At 71.3% G+C, this 17,673-nt stretch carries 16 protein-coding genes and 2 tRNA genes; 8 read left to right on the top strand and 10 right to left on the bottom strand.

Going from position 1 to position 17,673, the window contains the following annotated elements:
- Positions 1–175: 175 nt before the first annotated feature.
- Complete coding sequence (gene tig / locus ASG53_RS06245) at positions 176–1,576, bottom strand: trigger factor (RefSeq protein WP_056130826.1); 1,401 nt, start codon at positions 1,574–1,576, stop codon at positions 176–178.
- A 335-nt stretch (positions 1,577–1,911) separates the two neighbouring features.
- Positions 1,912–1,985, bottom strand: a tRNA-Pro gene (locus tag ASG53_RS06240).
- Between the two features lie 408 nt (positions 1,986–2,393).
- On the opposite strand from ASG53_RS06240, the gene ASG53_RS06235 reads away from it, so the two are divergent.
- The 6 genes from ASG53_RS06235 (at position 2,394) to ASG53_RS06210 (ending at position 7,516) form a co-directional block, all read left to right on the top strand.
- Positions 2,394–2,464 (top strand) — tRNA-Gly (locus ASG53_RS06235).
- A gap of 722 nt (positions 2,465–3,186) precedes the next feature.
- Positions 3,187–4,122, top strand: coding sequence for a cysteine synthase A (cysK, locus tag ASG53_RS06230; protein WP_056129808.1), 936 nt, complete (start codon positions 3,187–3,189; stop codon positions 4,120–4,122).
- Positions 4,123–4,242: 120 nt separating this feature from the next.
- Complete coding sequence (gene epsC / locus ASG53_RS06225) at positions 4,243–4,827, top strand: serine O-acetyltransferase EpsC (protein WP_056129807.1); 585 nt, start codon at positions 4,243–4,245, stop codon at positions 4,825–4,827.
- Between the two features lie 222 nt (positions 4,828–5,049).
- Positions 5,050–5,403 carry a GntR family transcriptional regulator gene (locus ASG53_RS06220; protein WP_056129804.1) on the top strand — a complete coding sequence of 118 codons (354 nt, stop codon included), beginning with the start codon at positions 5,050–5,052 and terminating at the stop codon, positions 5,401–5,403.
- Positions 5,400–6,431, top strand: coding sequence for a DUF1648 domain-containing protein (locus ASG53_RS06215; RefSeq protein ID WP_056129802.1), 1,032 nt, complete (start codon positions 5,400–5,402; stop codon positions 6,429–6,431). The genes ASG53_RS06220 and ASG53_RS06215 overlap by 4 nt, the downstream gene beginning before the upstream one ends.
- Before the next feature lie 38 nt (positions 6,432–6,469).
- Positions 6,470–7,516, top strand: coding sequence for an LLM class F420-dependent oxidoreductase (locus ASG53_RS06210; protein WP_056129798.1), 1,047 nt, complete (start codon positions 6,470–6,472; stop codon positions 7,514–7,516).
- Between the two features lie 134 nt (positions 7,517–7,650).
- Here ASG53_RS06210 and ASG53_RS06205 read toward each other — a convergent pair whose 3' ends face one another.
- Complete coding sequence (locus tag ASG53_RS06205; protein WP_235533848.1) at positions 7,651–8,001, bottom strand: MGMT family protein; 351 nt, start codon at positions 7,999–8,001, stop codon at positions 7,651–7,653.
- Positions 8,002–8,063: 62 nt separating this feature from the next.
- Between ASG53_RS06205 and ASG53_RS06200 the strand changes: the two genes are divergently transcribed.
- On the top strand, positions 8,064–9,383 hold the full coding sequence (locus ASG53_RS06200) for a GNAT family N-acetyltransferase (RefSeq protein ID WP_056129792.1): 1,320 nt from the start codon (positions 8,064–8,066) through the stop codon (positions 9,381–9,383).
- Between the two features lie 136 nt (positions 9,384–9,519).
- Here the strand turns inward: ASG53_RS06200 and ASG53_RS06195 are convergent, their stop codons facing one another.
- The 3 genes from ASG53_RS06195 to ASG53_RS06185 all read right to left on the bottom strand — a co-directional run bounded on the left by ASG53_RS06195 (position 9,520) and on the right by ASG53_RS06185 (position 11,837).
- Positions 9,520–10,530: an Fpg/Nei family DNA glycosylase gene (locus tag ASG53_RS06195; protein ID WP_056129788.1), complete on the bottom strand. Its 1,011-nt coding sequence runs from the start codon at positions 10,528–10,530 to the stop codon at positions 9,520–9,522.
- 87 nt (positions 10,531–10,617) lie between these two features.
- Positions 10,618–11,067 carry a ribose-5-phosphate isomerase gene (locus ASG53_RS06190; RefSeq protein WP_056130824.1) on the bottom strand — a complete coding sequence of 150 codons (450 nt, stop codon included), beginning with the start codon at positions 11,065–11,067 and terminating at the stop codon, positions 10,618–10,620.
- A 20-nt stretch (positions 11,068–11,087) separates the two neighbouring features.
- Complete coding sequence (locus ASG53_RS06185; protein WP_056129785.1) at positions 11,088–11,837, bottom strand: hypothetical protein; 750 nt, start codon at positions 11,835–11,837, stop codon at positions 11,088–11,090.
- A gap of 232 nt (positions 11,838–12,069) precedes the next feature.
- Here ASG53_RS06185 and ASG53_RS06180 point away from each other — a divergent pair, with 232 nt between their 5' ends.
- A complete protein-coding gene (locus ASG53_RS06180; RefSeq protein WP_056129782.1) occupies positions 12,070–14,091 on the top strand; it encodes a M13 family metallopeptidase in 2,022 nt (673 codons plus the stop codon).
- Between the two features lie 242 nt (positions 14,092–14,333).
- Here the strand turns inward: ASG53_RS06180 and ASG53_RS06175 are convergent, their stop codons facing one another.
- The 4 genes from ASG53_RS06175 to ASG53_RS06160 form a co-directional block, all read right to left on the bottom strand.
- Complete coding sequence (locus ASG53_RS06175; RefSeq protein WP_056129780.1) at positions 14,334–14,942, bottom strand: hypothetical protein; 609 nt, start codon at positions 14,940–14,942, stop codon at positions 14,334–14,336.
- A 137-nt stretch (positions 14,943–15,079) separates the two neighbouring features.
- Positions 15,080–16,417: an alpha-amylase family protein gene (locus tag ASG53_RS06170; RefSeq protein WP_056129778.1), complete on the bottom strand. Its 1,338-nt coding sequence runs from the start codon at positions 16,415–16,417 to the stop codon at positions 15,080–15,082.
- The gene (locus ASG53_RS06165; RefSeq protein ID WP_056129775.1) at positions 16,414–16,998 is read right to left on the bottom strand and encodes a hypothetical protein; all 585 of its coding nucleotides are present in this window, start codon (positions 16,996–16,998) and stop codon (positions 16,414–16,416) included. The genes ASG53_RS06170 and ASG53_RS06165 overlap by 4 nt, the downstream gene beginning before the upstream one ends.
- Complete coding sequence (locus tag ASG53_RS06160) at positions 16,995–17,612, bottom strand: mycothiol-dependent nitroreductase Rv2466c family protein (RefSeq protein WP_056130820.1); 618 nt, start codon at positions 17,610–17,612, stop codon at positions 16,995–16,997. Before ASG53_RS06160 ends, ASG53_RS06165 begins: the two co-directional genes overlap by 4 nt.
- Positions 17,613–17,673 lie beyond the last annotated feature (61 nt).

Below are 17,673 nucleotides of genomic sequence, written 5' to 3'. Positions count from 1 at the left end.
GCCCCACCCGTGTTTCGTCCCGCACCGGGTCTGTTTCGCTTTGGGCGCACAGTGCTCGGTGCGTGCGGGGCTGCTGGTGGGCGAGCTCTCGCGGGGGCCGAGAGAGACGACAGGGCCCCGTCTCGCACGGAGACGGGGCCCTGCGGCCGGACCCTGTCAGGGGCCCTGAGGTGTGTCAGGCCTTGTCGGTCTCGACAGCGTCGGACTCTGCTGCCTCGGACTCTGCGGCGTCGGGCTCGACGACCTCGGAGTCGGCGCCCTCGACGGCGGCGGTGCCAGCGGCCTCGACCGCGGCGTCGTCCTCGTCAGAACCGATGAACTCGGAGAGGTCGACAGCCTTGCCCTCACCGTCCACGACCTCGACCTGGCGCAGCGCCACGGCGAGAGCCTTCGAGCGAGCGACCTCGCCGACCATGGCCGGGATCTGGCCGTTCTCGTCGATGGTCTTGATGAAGGTGTTCGGGTCCATGCCGTACTGACGGCTCGCGTTGACGAGGTAGTCGAGGAGCTCGTTCTGAGCGACCTTGATCTCGAGCTTCTCGGCGAGGATGTCCAGGACGATCTGGTTCTTCAGGGCGACCTGCGTCTGCTCGGTCACCTCGGCGCGGTGCTCGTCGTCCTCGAGGCGGCCTTCGCCCTCGAGGTGACGGACGACCTCGGCCTCGATGACGCCTGCGGGCAGCGGCACCTCGGCCTTGGTGAGCTCCTCGAGGAGGAGGTCACGGGCCTGGACGGCCTGGTTGGACTGCTTCACGCCGGCGGCCTGCTCGCGCAGGTCGGCCTTGAGCTCGTCGATCGTGTCGAACTCGCTCGCGAGCTGCGCGAAGTCGTCGTCGATCTCGGGGAGGTCGCGCTGCTTCACAGCGGTCGCGACGACGGTGATGCTGGCGTCCTGGCCCTCGTGCTCGCCACCGGCGAGCGGTGCGACGAAGGTGGTGGTCTCGCCGGCCGAGAGACCCGTGAGCGCCTCGTCGAGGCCCTCGAGCATGTTGCCCGAGCCGATCTGGTACGACACGCCGGAGACGTTGTCGACCTCGTCGTCGCCGACGGTGGCCTTGAGGTCGATGACGACGAAGTCGCCCTCGGCTGCGGGACGGTCGACACCGACGAGGGTGCCGAAGCGCTCACGGAGCGAGTCCAGGCGACCGTCGACGTCGTCGTCGGTGACCTCGACGTCGTCGACCGCGACCTTGATGGACGACAGCTCGGGGAGCTCGACCTCGGGGCGGACCTCGACCTCGGCGGTGAAGTGGAGCTCTCCACCCTCGGTCTCGAGCTCGGGGACCTTCACGACCTGCACGTCGGGCTGGCCGAGCGGACGGATGTCCGTCTCCGACACGGCCTGGCGGTAGAAGCCGGACAGCGACTCGTTGATCGCGTGCTCAAGCACGGCCCCGCGGCCGACGCGCTGGTCGATGATGCGTGCAGGCACCTTGCCCTTGCGGAATCCGGGGACGGAGACCTGCTCGGCGATGTGCTTGTACGCGTGATCGATGCTCGGCTTGAGCTCGTCGTACTCCACCTCGACGGTCAGCTTGACCTTGGTCGGGTCCAGGGTCTCGACGGCGCTCTTCACTTCGATGATCTCCAACTGCTCGATGGCATGCCGATAGCCCGGCACGAACGTTACTGAGGTTCTCGTGCGTCCTCGCGGCCAACCGCTCGGCGACAGGCTGGGCCGTCACCGCAGAGGGACCGCGTCTCGCGAGCCATACTCGCCCACGAGCAACCTGAAGATCGTACGCCACGGACGGCGCGAGGACATAGCAGAGGTCCTAGAGGGGCCCGTGGGCGCGGAGCCGGGCCGCGGAGGATCACGGCAGGGACGGCGGCGGGGAGGCGGCACGTCGATCGCGACGGAGGACCGCGGCACGAGTCGAGTTCTCCAGCGCCGGGGTCCTCCGCTGCGAGTCGGGGTGACAGGATTCGAACCTGCGACCTTCCGGTCCCAAACCGGACGCGCTACCAACCTGCGCCACACCCCGCGGGCACCGCTGGGCGGCGCACGCTCGGCCAAGCATAGACGGCGTCGGGAGTGGTCGGCACACCGGCAGCGCGACGCCTTCGCCGAGCCGGGACCGACGCTGGTCCAGAGGCCGTGCGACCTCGGCGCTCGTCGTCCGAGCCGTCGTGCGCAGCATCCGCAGCACTCCGCGGCAGACGAGCGAGGGCGCCTTCAGGAGGAGCCCACCGACCTGTCCGACCGAGCGCGACCAGGGTGTCGTCTGTCTCAGCGGCGTGGGCCCTGCCGCGTGCGATCCACCCCTGATCCTTTGCTAGGGTGTCTGTCGCAGGTTCGTTCCGGACCGCTCAGTTCTTCCGTGCAGACGTTGGACCTCTCCGTGAGGATCAGCCGGCCGAGCGGTCGAGCAAGGAGCCCGGATCAGAACCGTGCGGGCGTAGCTTAGTGGTAAAGCCTCAGTCTTCCAAACTGATGATGCGAGTTCGATTCTCGTCGCCCGCTCCGACAGCACGATCCTCATCAGCATGATGAAGCCCCCGCCCTCTCTCTGAGGGCGGGGGCTTCGTGCGTCTGGCGAGCCATCGAGCCGGTGACACGACAGCTCGTCGGCCCGAGGCCAGACCCTCCTGCACCCGTGATCCCGTGATCCCGTGATCCCGTGATCCCGCAGTGAGAGAACCGCACCCTTTCACCCGCCCCTCGTCAGACCACCGGGCGGCACACCGTTGCACCCCACCTGCACTGTCGATACAGTCGCTCGGGCAGGCCAGGGTCGGCTGGCGTCCTCGACGTCAGCGCCGCACAGGCCGCTCAGGGACGACGAGGGGGAGGCACGGTGCGCGAGCGCAGCACGACGAGCCTCCGGACCCTGACGTCCGAGCCTGCCGCGCACCCGCGGCTCCGCGGTCACGGCGCGCACTGCGGCCGGGCGGTCTCCTCCCCCTGCTGTCTGCAGTGTCTCTAGAGCGCTGATCCCTGCCCACAGCCGGGCTGATCACCGCTCGTCTCCCGTGCCCCTGTCCATCCTGCCGGCGGTCCACCCGCACGAGGCACCCCGCGCCTCCCACGCCGCGGCGGGCCGTGACCCGGGTCCCCCGACCGCTCGACCTGGGGTCCACCAGGGCCACCCGGTAGCCGATATCCAGGCAGCACCTCTGCACCTTCAGAACCTCCCGTACCCCACCCGCAGCTCCGCCCCGGCGGACCGTTCAGAAGAGGACCTCATGGCACGCATCTACGACGACGTCACCCAGCTCATCGGCAACACCCCGCTCGTCCGCCTCAACAGGCTCACCGAGGGCGTCGGCGCGACCGTCGTCGCCAAGCTCGAGTACTACAACCCCGCGAACTCGGTCAAGGACCGCATCGGTGTCTCGATCATCGACGCTGCCGAGGCGTCGGGGGCGCTCAAGCCTGGTGGGACCATCGTCGAGGCCACCTCGGGCAACACCGGCATCGCGCTCGCCTTCGTCGGCGCGGCCCGCGGCTACGACGTCGTCCTCACCATGCCGGAGAGCATGTCGAAGGAGCGTCGCGCCCTGCTGCGCGCCTACGGCGCCGAGCTCATCCTCACCCCTGCGGCCGAGGGCATGAAGGGCGCGGTCAACAAGGCCAACGAGATCGCTGCCGAGCGTCCCGGGTCGATCCTCGCGAGCCAGTTCGCCAACGAGGCCAACCCGGCCATCCACCGTGCGACCACGGCCGAGGAGATCTGGGCCGACACCGACGGCGAGATCGACATCTTCGTGGCCGGCATCGGCACGGGTGGCACCATCACCGGCGTCGGGCAGGTGCTCAAGGAGCGCAAGCCCGAGGTCAAGATCATCGCCGTCGAGCCCGCCGAGTCGCCGATCCTCAACGGCGGGCAGCCCGGGCCTCACAAGATCCAGGGCATCGGGGCCAACTTCGTCCCCGACATCCTCGACACGACCGTCTACGACGAGGTCTTCGACGTCGACGCCGAGACCTCGGTCGCCGTCGCCCGCCGTGCCGCGAAGGAAGAGGGGCTCCTCGTGGGCATCTCCTCCGGCGCTGCGATCCACGCCGCGCTCGAGATCGGCAAGCGACCGGAGAACGACGGCAAGCTCATCGTCGTGATCGTGCCGTCCTTCGGCGAGCGCTACCTCACGTCGATCCTCTACGCGGACCTGCTCGACTGAGCCCAGCCCGCCCGGCCTGCTGCGTCCTCGGACTGACGCGGCAGGCCTGCTGCACCAGGTCCCGTGCACGCCCGTCGGCGCGCACGGGACCTCTTCGCCTCTGACGACCCAAGGACTCTCATGTCACGCCTCATCGCCGCCTGGACGCTGCTCCGCGAAGACCTCCAGGTCGCACGCGACCGCGACCCGGCCGCCCGCAGCTCGATCGAGGTCGCCCTGGCCTACCCCGGGGTCCACGCCGTCTGGGCGCACAGGGTGACCCACCGGATGTGGCGCAACCCGGCACTGCGCCTGCCGGCCCGGCTGCTCTCGCAGGCGACGCGCTCGGCGACAGGCATCGAGATCCACCCGGCGGCGACCATCGGCCGTCGGCTGTTCATCGACCACGGCATGGGTGTCGTCGTCGGTGAGACGGCGGTCGTCGGTGACGACGTCACCCTCTTCCACGGCACCACCCTCGGCGGACGCTCGATGACCCACGGCAAGCGGCACCCCACGATCGGCGACAGGGTGGTCGTCGGCGCCGGGGCGAAGGTGCTCGGAGCCGTCACGGTCGGTCACGACGCGCAGATCGGCGCGAACGCCGTGGTCGTCAAAGACGTCCCGGACGGCACCGTCGCCGTCGGCGTCCCGGCGGTCGTCAGGGGGCGCCCCGCGGCGTCCCCGGGGGTCGACTACTGCGAAGACCCTGCGATCTTCATCTGAGACAAGGGCGGCGAGCGGGACCGCGAGGTCCTCGAGCCGTGCAGGATCATGTCCTCCGGTCAAGCGGTCCACCAGCACGCCGGTGCACGAGTTCGCGGGTCGCGGGTCCACCGCGCCGCCCGCCAGACCTCCAGACCTCCAGACCTCCAGACGTACGGTCAGCCAGGCGGACGCCACACATCTCACTTGTGCTAGTTGCGATAGAACAACTACTGTTGCGTCATGCTCTTCCGCATCGACCCGACAGCCGGCGAGCCGCTGTTCGCCCAGCTCGCGACCCAGGTGCGCCTCGGGGTCGCACGCGGCGACCTCGCCGTCGGCGAGAGGCTGCCCTCGGCCCGTGAGCTCGCCACCTCGCTCGACCTCAACGTCCACACGGTCCTGCGCGCCTACCAGGATCTGCGCGACGACGGGCTGATCGACCTGCGTCGCGGACGCGGGGCCGTCGTGACAGAGCGCGCCGGCGCCGACTTCGCGACGCTCCGCGACGCCGTCGCCGCCGTCGCCGCCGAGTCGCGCGCCCTCAACCTCTCACCCGAGACCACGCTCGCCCTGCTCAAGGAGGCCCTCTCATGACCACCGCCCGCAGCACCCGACCAGGGCCCGTCCAGCACCGGGGGTCGACCACGCTCCTCGGGCTGGTCCTGCCTCTCGCCATCCTCGCAGCAGGCGCGGGCGTCGCAGCATCCTGGCGTGACGAGCTGCCCGCACGCGTCGCGACCCACTGGGGCAGCGACGGTCCTGACGGCTTCAGCTCGCTGACCGCGCTGCTCGTCGGCACCGTCGCAGGGTGCGCAGTCCTGGTCGCCGCGTTCTGGGCCTTCGCCTTCTGGGCCGGGCGCGTCCGCAACCTCCGACAGCTCGCGGTCGGTCTGAACGTCGGGGTCGCCACACTCGTCGCCGCCCTCACCGTCGGCACCCTCGCCCCGCAACGAGGCCTGACCGACGGGTCTGAGGTCGGGGGCGTCGGACTCGCCATCACCGTGGCAGTCTTCGGTGCTCTCGCGCTCGGGCTGCTCGTCGCGCTCACCCTCCCCCGTGACGAGCCCTCCCCAGAGACCGACAGACCTCGCGACGACGTCCCGCGCATCCCTCTCACCGCAGACGAGCGGGCCGTGTGGGTCCGCAAGACCTCGAGCTCGACAGGGATGGTCATCACGCTGCTCGCCGCCGTGCTCGTCGCAGCAGCCGTCACGACAGCAGGGACCTGGGGCCTGCTGGCCGTCCCGGTCGCCCTGGTGCTGCTGAGCCTGGCGATGTTCTCGTGGATCGTGACAGTCGACGTCACCGGGCTCACCGTCCGCTCGACCCTCGGTGTGCCGCGCAAGCACCTGCCCGTCGACGAGATCGTGGACGCGACGGTCGACGACGTGGTCCCGCTGCGCGACTTCGGCGGCTACGGGTGGCGGACGTCGACCGACGGACGGACCGGCGTGGTCATCCGCGGGGGCGAGACCCTCGAGGTGCGGTCGACCGGTGGCCGCCGCTTCGTCGTCACGGTCGACGACGCCGCGACCGCAGCGGCGCTGCTCAACGCCTTCGCCGACAGGCACCGCGCGGCCCGTCCGGCCGGGACTCCTGAGAGCACCGCCGAAGAGAGCTAGGCTCGCTGGGTCCTACCCCCTCACCGTCGAGGAGACGCATGCGCATCGGACTGCACACCGGATACTGGTCGGCCGGCCCCCCTGAGGGCATGGCCGAGGCCGTGGTCGAGGCAGACGCCCTCGGCGTCGACTCCGTCTGGACCGCCGAGGCCTACGGCTCGGACGCCCTCACCCCGCTCGCCTGGTGGGGTTCGAGGACGGAGCGGATCCGGCTCGGTACGGCCGTCGCGCAGATCTCGGCCCGGACCCCGACGGCCACGGCGATGGCCGCACTGACCCTCGACCACCTCAGCGGCGGTCGCTTCGTGCTCGGTCTCGGCGTCTCCGGCCCGCAGGTCGTCGAGGGCTGGTACGGCCAGCCCTACCCGCGTCCGCTGGCCCGGGCCCGCGAGTACGTGGACATCGTGCGTCAGGTGCTGCGTCGCGAGGCCCCGGTCACGGCCCCTGGCCCGACCTACCCGCTCCCCCTCGACGAGAGCACGGCCGGCGGGCGCCCCGTCACAGGCTTCGGCAAGGCGCTCCGCTCGACGGTCCGTCCGCTGCGCGCCGACCTGCCGATCCACCTCGCCGCAGAAGGCCCCAAGAACATCGCGCTCGCCGCGGAGATCGCCGACGGGTGGCTCCCGCTGTTCTACGCCCCACGCCTCGACCACGAGTTCCGTGAGCTCCTCGACGACGGCTTCGCGCGGCGCGGACCCGGGCTGAGGCCTGCGGCGGACTTCGAGGTCTCGGCGACGGTGCCTGTCGTCGTGCACGACGACCCGGAGCAGGCTGCCGACCAGGTCCGGCCCTTCATCGCGCTCTACGTCGGCGGCATGGGGGCGAAGGGCGCCAACTACCACCGCAACGCTGTCGACAGGCTCGGCTACAGCGAGGCGGCGGACGAGATCCAGGCGCACTACCTCGCGGGCGACCGCGAGCGCGCCGCAGCAGCCGTGCCGCGCGAGCTGGTGGACGACATCGCGCTGGTCGGCTCGTCCGAGAGGATCCGCGAGCGGCTGGCGCTGTGGGAGCAGACCGCGGTGACGACTGTCGTGGTCCAGGGCGACGCCGCGGCGCTGCGGGCGGTCATGGCTGCTGCCTGAGGGGCTCAGAGCGACCAGGCCGGCTGGTTCTGGCGCCGCCGGGCCCGTCGGGGTGGCGACGTCTGACCGCTTCTGCCAGGCACAGTGCCGTCGTAGCAGACTCGAGCCGCGCGCAGGTCTCGGGCGGTCCGGTGTCAGACGGACTCGGACCCCGATCCCGCACTCAGGTCCATCTGCTCGTCCCAGTCCACCCGGGCGGCTCGGAGGTCGACGCGCGAGCCGTCGGGGACGAGAGGGCACCCCTCGTCGCGCAGCAGGTCTAGCGCACGCGTGACGTGGTGGGCCGGTGGCCTCCCCTGCGCGTTGACCACGCGCCACCACGGGACCGCCCCGCCGGAATCGCGCAGCGCAGCGCCGACCTGGCGAGGTCCGCCGCGGCCGAGCCGTCGCCCGACGACCTCGGCCACGTCGCCGTAGGTCGTCGCCGACCCGCGCGGGACCGTCTCGACGACGTCGAGCACGCTCTCCAGGTACTCCTCGTCCACCCGCACAGACTACGCACCGTAAAACCCTGGCCCCTGTCGGTGGCCGCTGGCAGAGTCGAGGCATGGCACTCCCCGACGGCTACACCCAGATCCAGCTGCCCGAGTCACGACGCGACGAGCTCATCGAGCTCGACCACTGGACCTTCCCGTCCCCGGTCGACCCCGCAGAGTCCAAGAAGCTGCCGCTGCCGCTGACCTGGGAGCGGACCCGTGGGGTGATCGTCGAGACCCCCGACCCTGACGCCGTCCCCATCGACGGGGCCGTCCCGGTCCGGCAGAGCCTCGCGGCCATCCACTCGTCGTACCCCTTCAGCAGGTTCCCCGTCCCGGGCGCCGAGATCCCTGTCGCCGGTCTCACCTGGGTGGGCGTCCACCCTCAGCACCGTCGCCGCGGCATCCTCTCGGCGATGATCGACCAGCACTTCGCCGACTGCGTGGAGCGGGGTGAGACTGTCTCGGCTCTCTTCGCCGCCGAGGCCGCGATCTACGGCCGCTTCGGCTACGGCCTGGCCGCCCAGGACCTGCGGCTCACCGTCCCCCGCGGGGCGACGCTCCGTCCTGTCGCGGGCTCGGAGGACCTCACCGTGAGGATCGAGACGCTCGACCCCGCCGTCCACGGCGAGCTCGTGAGCGACCTGCACGCCCGCGCCGGACGGCAGCCCACCCCGGCGTCGGGCATCAACAGGCCCGGGTGGGCGACCCGCGAGACCGACGAGCTGAAGACCGTCCACCTGGACGACCCCGCAGCCTTCCGCAACGGGCGTGAGCCGCGCCGCATCGTCGTCGTCGAGTCGGACGGTGAGCCCCGGGGCTACACGACCTTCCGACGCAAGGTCGACTGGGGTCACACCGGTCCCCGCGGGACGGTCTCGACGGGTGAGGTCGTCGGGCTCGACCCTGCGGCCACGCACAGGCTGTGGTCGACGATCCTCGACCTCGACCTCACGCACGAGATCGAGCCGTTCATGATCCCCCTCGACGACCCGATCGCCTCGCTGCTCGTCGACCCTCGGGCGGCAGCACCGAAGATCGCCGACAACGTCTGGGTGAGGATCGTCGACGTCCCCGGTGCGCTCGCCGCACGGACGTACACGACCGACCTCGACCTCGTCCTGCACGTCGCCGATCCGCGACTGCCGACCAACGAGGGGGCCTGGCGGCTCACCGCGACAGCCTTCGGTCCCGCGACGGTGGTGCGGACCGACGACGCACCCGACCTCAGCCTGTCGGTGACAGAGCTGGGCGCTGCGTATCTGGGTGGCACGTCGCTCGCCGCCCTGGCGAGCGCTGGCCGCGTCGAAGAGCACACGGACGGATCCCTGCTCCGCGCGGCGTCGGGCTTCGGGTGGCCCGTGGCACCCGTCTGCAGCTGGGTTTTCTGAGCGGAGCTCTCACCGGGTCACCGGGTCACCGGGTCACCGGGTCACCGGTCACCGGGTCACCGGGTCACCGGGTCACCGGGTCACCGGGTCACCGGGTCACCGGGTCACCGGGTCACCGGGTCACCGGGTCACCGGGTCACCGGCGATCGTCGCGCTGACAGCTGGGGCACCAGAACAGGTTGCGGCCTGCCATCTCTGATCGCGCGATCTCGGTCCCGCAGACCCGGCACGGCAGCCCGTCGCGCTGGTACACGTAGAAGGACTCGTCGCGCGGCACGGCGCCAGGGGCGGTGTCCGTGTTCTGGCGCACCGCCCGGCGGCCTCGCGGCGGCGGAGCAGCTGCTCCGTCGCCGCGGTGCTCAGGGCGTGTCGTGACGATCGCGCCGATCGCAGCGCCGTCGGCCATGAGCACGACGAGGTCGTCCCAGATCTCGTGGAGCACGTCGCTCGGCACGTCTCGCCCCGGGGTCGTCGGCGACTGACCGGCTCTGAACAGGGCCTCGGCGCGGTAGATGTTGCCGACGCCGGCCACGACGTCCTGGTTCATCAGCAGGAGACCTACGGCCGACCGCGACCTGCGGACCGCCGAGACGAACCGTTCCGGGTCGGCGTCGCTGCGCAGAGGGTCGGGCCCCAGACGCCTCTGGACCGCGAGCGCCGCCTCCGGGGAGATGACCTCGCAGGCTGTCGGACCGGTCAGGTCGGCGACGGCGTGGGCCGAGAGGATCCGCACGCGGACTGCTCCGCGAGGGTCGGGTGGCTCCCACGCGGCGAGCACGCTCTCCTCAGGAGCCGCGGCGGCGAGCACGGTCTCGCGCTCCCCCACCCTCTTGCGCGGGGCACCGATGGCATGAGAGACCTCGGTGCTGCCGTCGCTCGCGAAGGTCCACGACCCGTAGAGCCCTAGGTGCACGCGCACCCACCGGAGGTCGTCTGCGAGGCCAGGGGCGCTCGGGCTGTGGTCGGCCGGCCCGAGCCCGAGGAACATCTGCTTGCCGACGGCCTCGGCCGCGTGCAGCACGAGGCCGTCGACGAGCGCGGCACCGGCGGCGAACCTGCCCTGAGGGCTGGACACCTCGACAGCCTGGCCACCGAAGACCTCACCGAAGGTGCGGGCGAGCCTGTGGACCGTGTGCCCCTCAGGCACGAGAGCCCCCGGTCGCCGAAGACCGCCGACCTCGTGAGCTCACGAGCAGTCGGCGGCCCGGTCCGGCGGTGCAGTCCCCCACCAGGATCAGCGTGCGGCCTCGTAGGCGGCGAGCTGGTCGATCCGGCGCTGGTGGCGCGGGTCGCCGCTGAAGGGCTCCGCGAGGAAGGCGTCGACGAAGGACGCCGCCTCGGCCACGGTGTGCTGGCGCCCGCCGACGGCGACGACGTTCGCGTCGTTGTGCTGGCGGCCGAGCCGAGCAGTGTCGAGGTTCCAGGCGAGCGCAGCCCGGACCCCGGGCACCTTGTTGGCCGCGATCTGCTCTCCGTTGCCGGAGCCGCCGATCACGACGCCGAGGCTGCCCGGGTCGGCCACGACGGCCTCGCCGGCCGCGAAGCAGAAGGACGGGTAGTCGTCGAGGGCGTCGTACTCGTGGGCACCGTGGTCGACGACGTCATGACCGGCGGTCGTCAGGTGCTCGACGAGGAAGCTCTTGAGCTCGTAGCCGGCATGGTCTGAAGCGATGTGAACGCGCATGCTCACATCATGCCGCAACTTCAGCTCCAGCCCTCGACCTTGGACAGGTTGACGATGTACGCACGGGTGCTGCGCTCGCCGGGCACGACGGCGCGGACCGTCTCCGCGCCGACGGCGTCGGGTGCGTGGACGAGGAGCGCGAAGGGCGGCGAGCCGGGGAAGACCGTCTCGGCAGGGATGGCGACCTCGGGCTTGGACAGCTTGGAGACGAGAGTCTTCGTCAGCTGCTTGGACCCCGCCTTGTCGAGGGTGCTGACCTGCTGCGCGACGCCCGCCATCCAGCGTGAGACCTCCTCGGACCCGAGGTGCGCCGGCACGATGACCTGGGGCACGACCTGGGAGTTGTTGGCCGCGAAGCGGAACGGCAGACCGAGGGCCTTGGCGACGTAGCCGTCGCGGGAGTACGCGGCGAAGGCGGCCTCGGTCCGCTTGCCGCGGGTCAGCTTGGAGACGACGAGCATGATGATCGCGAGCGGGATGAGGATGATCGGTCCCCACACGTAGGCGACGAGCATCGGGTCGGTGCTGAAGTTCTCCCCCGTCGTGGAGAAGAACACCTCGAAGAACCTGTCGCCGCCCGCGTCGTACTCGCTCATGGTGCGGAACACGCTGACCAGGTTGTAGGCGAGCAGGGCGAGGCCGATGACGAGCAAGACGCCGAAGGCCTTCGCTGCGGCGCTCGACGGCGCCACGGCCTTCTGGAACCCCTGCGCGTCCGAGAGCTGACGGACGACGGGGTCGGGTGCGGTCCAGGGGGTGAGGGTCTGCATGAGATGTCCTTCGTGAGTCGGGGGGAGGTGTCCAGCGAGCGCCGATGAGCACCTCGCAGGATCAGAGGACCACAGGTGGGGTGCGTCGCGCTGCGATCTGGGCCCCCGGACCGTGGGCACCTCTCCCCATCCCCATGCGGCGCGGCCCCGACGGCGCGGCCCTGACGACGCCCTGCGCGAACGTCGAGGCGCCTGAGGGGTCGAGCGGGTCGGCGACGGATAGCCTGGACCGATGACGACGAACGAGCACACACCAGCCCAGGAGCAGGACCTGCGACCTCCGGCGACGTCCGGGATCGACGTGACAGCCCTGGACCCCGAGGTCCGCCCGCAGGACGACCTGTACAGGCACGTCAACGGCCGCTGGATCGCCAGCCACGAGATCCCCGCCGACCGCGCCTCGGACGGTGCGTTCCGCCAGCTGCACGACGAGGCCGAGGCCCACGTGCGGCAGATCATCGAAGAGCTCGGCGGACGTGACGACCTGAGCGGCGAAGAGGCCCAGATCGGTGCGCTGTACGCGAGCTTCATGGACACCGCGACGGTCGAGGCAGCCGGGGTCGACCCGCTCCAGCAGGACCTCGCGCTCGTCCGCGGCGCGACCAGCCAGCCCGAGCTGACCGGGACCCTGGGTGCGCTCCAGCGCACAGGTGGCGCCGGGGCCTTCGGGTTCTGGGTCGACAACGACGCCAAGGACCCCGAGAAGTACGTCGTGTACCTGTACCAGGCGGGCCTCGGCCTCCCGGACGAGTCGTACTACCGCGAGGAGAAGTACGCCGAGACGCGTGAGGCCTACCGCAGCCACGTCGCGCGCATGCTCGCGCTCTCGGGCGCGTACACCGCCGACGCTGCGCCCACCGCCGCCGACACCGTGCTCGCCCTCGAGACGAAGCTCGCCGGGCACCACTGGGACGTGGTCCGCGACCGCGACTCCGAGCTCACGTACAACCCCACCACGCTCGCCGCCCTCGCCGAGTCCGCCCCCGGGTTCGACTGGCGCGCCTGGGCCCTCGCCGTGGGGGCCCCTGAGGGTTCGCTCGACCAGGTCGTCGTGCGCGAGCCCGACTTCTTCACGGGCTTCGCCGGGCTGTGGGCCACCGAGCCCGTCGAGGACTGGAAGGCGTGGATCGTCTACCACCTCGTCAGCGCCCGCGCCCCGTACCTGACCGACGAGCTCGTCGAGGCGAACTTCGACTTCTACGGCCGGACGCTCTCCGGAGCCCAGGAAGTCCGCGAGCGGTGGAAGCGTGGTGTGTCCCTCGTCGAGGGCGCCCTCGGCGAGGCCGTCGGCAAGGTCTACGTCGACAGGCACTTCCCGCCGACGCACAAGAGCCGCATGGACGTGCTCGTCGCGAACCTCATCGAGGCGTACCGCCAGTCGATCACCCAGCTCGACTGGATGGGCCAGGAGACCAAGGCGAAGGCTCTGGCCAAGCTCTCGGCCTTCACCCCGAAGGTCGGCTACCCCGTCCGCTGGCGCGACTACTCGGCGCTCGTCGTCGACCCGGCCGACCTCGTCGGCAACGTGCGGCGCTCCAACGCTGTCGACCTCGACCGCGAGCTCGCCAAGATCGGGAAGCCGATCGACCGCGACGAGTGGCACATGACCCCGCAGACGGTCAACGCGTACTACAACCCGTCGATGAACGAGATCGTCTTCCCGGCCGCGATCCTGCGCCCGCCGTTCTTCGACCCCGAGGCCGAGGATGCCGCTAACTACGGCGGCATCGGCGCGGTGATCGGTCACGAGATCGGGCACGGCTTCGACGACCAGGGGTCCAAGTACGACGGCTCGGGCCGCCTCGAGGACTGGTGGACGGGCTCTGACCGTGCCGAGTTCGAGAAGCGGACCGCTGCTCTCGTCGAGCAGTACGACGCCTTCCACCCCGCCCAGCTCGACGCCGACCGCACGGTCAACGGCGCGCTGACCATCGGTGAGAACATCGGCGACCTCGGCGGGCTGTCCATCGCGCTCAAGGCCTACGAGATCTCCCTCGGGACCGAGCTGTCGGGCGCGCCCGTCGTCGACGGGCTCTCGGGTGCCGAGAGGGTGTTCTTGTCCTGGGCGCAGGTGTGGCAGACGACGATGCGCGACGAGGCGATGATCCAGCGTCTCGCGACCGACCCGCACTCCCCTGCCGAGTTCCGCTGCAACGGCGTCGTGAGCAACCTCGACGAGTTCCACACGACGTACAACGTGCAGCCTGGCGACGCGCTGTACCTCGCCCCCGAGGACCGCGTCCGCATCTGGTGACCTTGAGCGCACCGCTGCCCCTCGCAGCGGTGCGCCGCCCCAGCAGCAGCCCGAGCACCAGCAGCAGTAGCAGCACGAGGAGAGCCCTCACCGCAGCCCGTCGAGACGGGTCGTGGTGAGGGCTCTCCTCGTGCGTGCGTCTGCGTGCTGCGTGCGTGCTTGCGTCCGGCGCGGGGCCCTGGGGGTCAGCCCCTGAGACGCGGGTCCCTGTGGTCAGGCCCCTGGAACGCGGCTCCCTGGGGTCAGGCCCCTGAGACGCCCGCGCGGGCCAGCACGAAGCCGTCCCCGGTCGTGGAGTCCGTGCAGCGCATCCCGGACTCGGTGCTCTCGCAGACGAAGTTGTTGACCTCGCTCGTCGCACCGTAGTCGAGCACGGCGACGTCGGGCCCGGCCTCGGTGGGCTTCTCGGCATCGGGGACGCACGGGGTCGAGACACCTGCCGAGGTGAGCTCGACCACGTGACCGACTGTGCCCTCGCACCCGGCGACGGGTGCGGGCTCGGCCGCGAGAGAGGCGATGCCGCAGCGCACGCCCTCGGGGACGATCGAGCAGGTGATGTTGCCGGTCGGGGACGCGATCACGGTCGCCTCGGCGGGGTCGATCTCGAGGGTGGGTGACGGGTCCGGCTCGGCCGGGTCCGCAGGGGCGTCGGTGGCCCCAGCAGAGGCTTCCGACGTAGGCGCCGACGAGGCGCCGTCGTCGGCGTCCGAGCCGGACGACCCGCCCAGGAGGAGCCAGGCGGCCCCCGCGACGAGCAGGACGTCGAACGCGATGAACACGACGAGCCAGGGTGGCAGCCTGCGCTTCCCCGGGGTGCTCCGCGGGGCGGAGGTCGGCGTGGTTCCTGCCATTCGATGGTCTCCTCACGTGTGGTCTGCGGGAGCGACGGACCGTCCCCGCACAGGGCAGCATGTCACGTCACCCTGGGGATGTCCCGCCCCCGGAGCCCGCAGCGCAGGACCCCGAGGGCCGCCCCGACGAGCGCAGATCAGGCTCGTGCGAGGCGCTCCAGGCAGGCCCACCCGTGGGGCTCGAGACGCAGCGTGACCCCGTCAGAGGCCAGGTCACCCGCGCCTGCCAGCCAGGTCACCGGCACGTCGAGCACGATCTCGACAGGCGCGTCGTCGGTGCTCAGCGCAATCTCGAGGGCGTCCTCTCCCGACGACGACACGGAGGTCATCACCGTGTCGGAGATCACGCGCACCTCGGTCCGCGCCCTGTGCAACCACGGGTGCCGTCGGCGGATCCCCACGAGCTCACGGTGCAGCGCGAAGGCCGGGTTCGCGTCGAGCTCGGCGTCGCTCGGCGGAGAGGCCGCGAGCTCGGGGCGGACCGCGTCGTCGCCCCCTGCGCGGTCTTCCTTGACGCCTTCGAGCCCCAGCTCGTCGCCCGCGTAGACCGTCGGAGTCCCGGCGACGGTGAACAGGACGACCAGCGCGTGCGCCAGGTGCCGGGGGTCGTCGAGGCGGCTGGCGATCCTCGTCGTGTCGTGGTTGCCCACGAAGGTCGCCGGGGCGAAGGTCTCGGCGAAGCCGGAGTGGCGGCGCAGCGCGTGGTCGAGCTCGTAGGCGTTGCGGTCGTTGAGGGAGCTCCAGACCGCCTTCCACAGCTCGTACTGCGTGACCGAGTCCATGCCGGACTCGGCGACCACGGCCGGGTAGTCGCCGTGGATCACCTCGCCCAGCACGTAGGTGCCTGGGTGGCGCCTGCGCACCTCGGTGAGCACGGGAGCCCAGAAGGCCGGGGGCACGGCGTACGCGGCGTCGAGCCGCCAGCCGTCGACACCGCGGTCGCCCCAGTAGCCCATCACCTCGACGACGTGCTCGGCGACGGCCGGGTTCGAGTGGTCGAGAGCGACGAGGGCCGAGTGCCCCTCGAAGTCGTCGTGCGTCGGAGCACCGCCGTCGTCGAGCCAGCGGAGCCTGAACCAGGCTGCCGACTCCGAGCCGGGACCGCTCGCCAGCGCATCCTGGAACCTCGCGAAGTCTTGCCCGACGTGGTTGAACACCCCGTCCAGCACGACCCTGAGACCGCGTGCGTGGGCCGCGTCGACGAGCGCCACCAGATCGGCCTCGTCACCCAGGCGTGGGTCGACCCGGAAGTGGTCGACGGTGTCGTAGCCGTGCGTCGAGGACGCGAAGACCGGGCCGAGCAGGATCCCCGAGGCGCCGAGGACGACGGCGTGGTCGAGCCACGGCACGAGCCTGTCGAGCCTGTGCTGGACGGCCTCGCCCGCCTCGGCAGCCGTGGGCTCGGCGCCGACGGCACCGAGCGGGTACACGTGCCAGAAGATCGCGTGCTCGACCCAGTCCGGAGGGCGGGTCATCGCAGGTCCTCGGCCGCATCCGCAGGTGCGGCCGCCTGGACCGCCGGGCCGTCGAGAGGCGGAACCTCGGGCGCGACCCACCGGGTCACCGTGATCTCGCCGGTCTCCTGGTCCCGGACCGACAGCTGGAGCGACTCGAGGAGCACGAGGACGTCGACGGCGTCGCGCCCGTGCGGGCGCAGCTCGCCGTCAGCCCCGACCAGCCCGGTGACCCGGCCGGTGATCTTCACGTCCCCGACCATCGACCCGTCCCCGGGGTTGGAGTGGATGACGCAGCGCGGGTCACCGGCGAGGTCAGCGCCCTTGGGCGAGCGCAGGACGACCGGGACGAGCAGCTCGCCGTGACGGATCTGCACAGCGGACCCGCTGACGCGGGGTGCACCGCTCACGGTCATGGTCGCCAGGACGTGCCGCTCGCTCGCGGCGAAGCGCCCGGCGACCGCTGCGGCCAGGTCGGGCGCGTCGCTCGCGAGGGTCGACCACGGGGCTGCCGGGACCTCGCGCAGACGCGCGGAGGCCCGGCCGCCCCCGCCCAGGGAGGCACGGGGAGCCGGGAGACCGAGGTGGACTGCGGGGCTCAATCGAAGACCGGTCCCTGCGTCCGGGTGCGCTTGAGCTCGAAGAAGCCCGGCGTCCCGGCCACGAGCACGCAGCCGTCCCACAGGCGACCGGCGGCCTCGCCCTTCGGTGCCGGGGTCACGACGGGACCGAAGAACGCGACGTCTCCGAAGGCGACCACAGGCGTGCCGACGTCTTCGCCGACCCTGTCGATGCCCTCCTTGTGGGAGGCCCGCAGCTCGGTGTCGTAGCGGTCCGACGTGGCGGCCTCGGCGAGCGACGCCGGGAGCCCGACCTCGTCGAGCGCCTCGAGGATCACGGCCTCGAAGTCTTCACGGGCACCCGGGTGCAGGCGCGTGCCGATCGCGTCGTAGAGCGGCTTGACGAACTGCTCGCCGTGCTCGATGCGCGCCGCGGTGACCACGCGCACGGGGCCCCAGCCCTTGGACATGAGCTCGGCGTACTTCTCGGGCAGGTCCCGCCCCTCGTTGAGGACCGACAGGCTCATCACGTGCCACCGGACGGTGATGTCGCGGACCTTCTCGACCTCGCCGATCCAGCGAGACGTCATCCACGCCCAGGGGCACAACGGGTCGAACCAGAAGTCGGCGGTCTGGGTGGTGGTCTGCTCGGTCATGTCGCTCCGGTTCGTCGGGGTGGGCACCGTGGCCGGTGCCGCCTGCGGGTTGCGGTCGTGC

It is taken from the genome of Sanguibacter sp. Leaf3, assembly GCF_001425965.1.
GTDB lineage: Bacteria > Actinomycetota > Actinomycetes > Actinomycetales > Cellulomonadaceae > Sanguibacter > Sanguibacter inulinus.
Note: the sequence above shows the minus strand (reverse complement) of the source record. Positions and strands in the feature narration are given on the sequence as shown.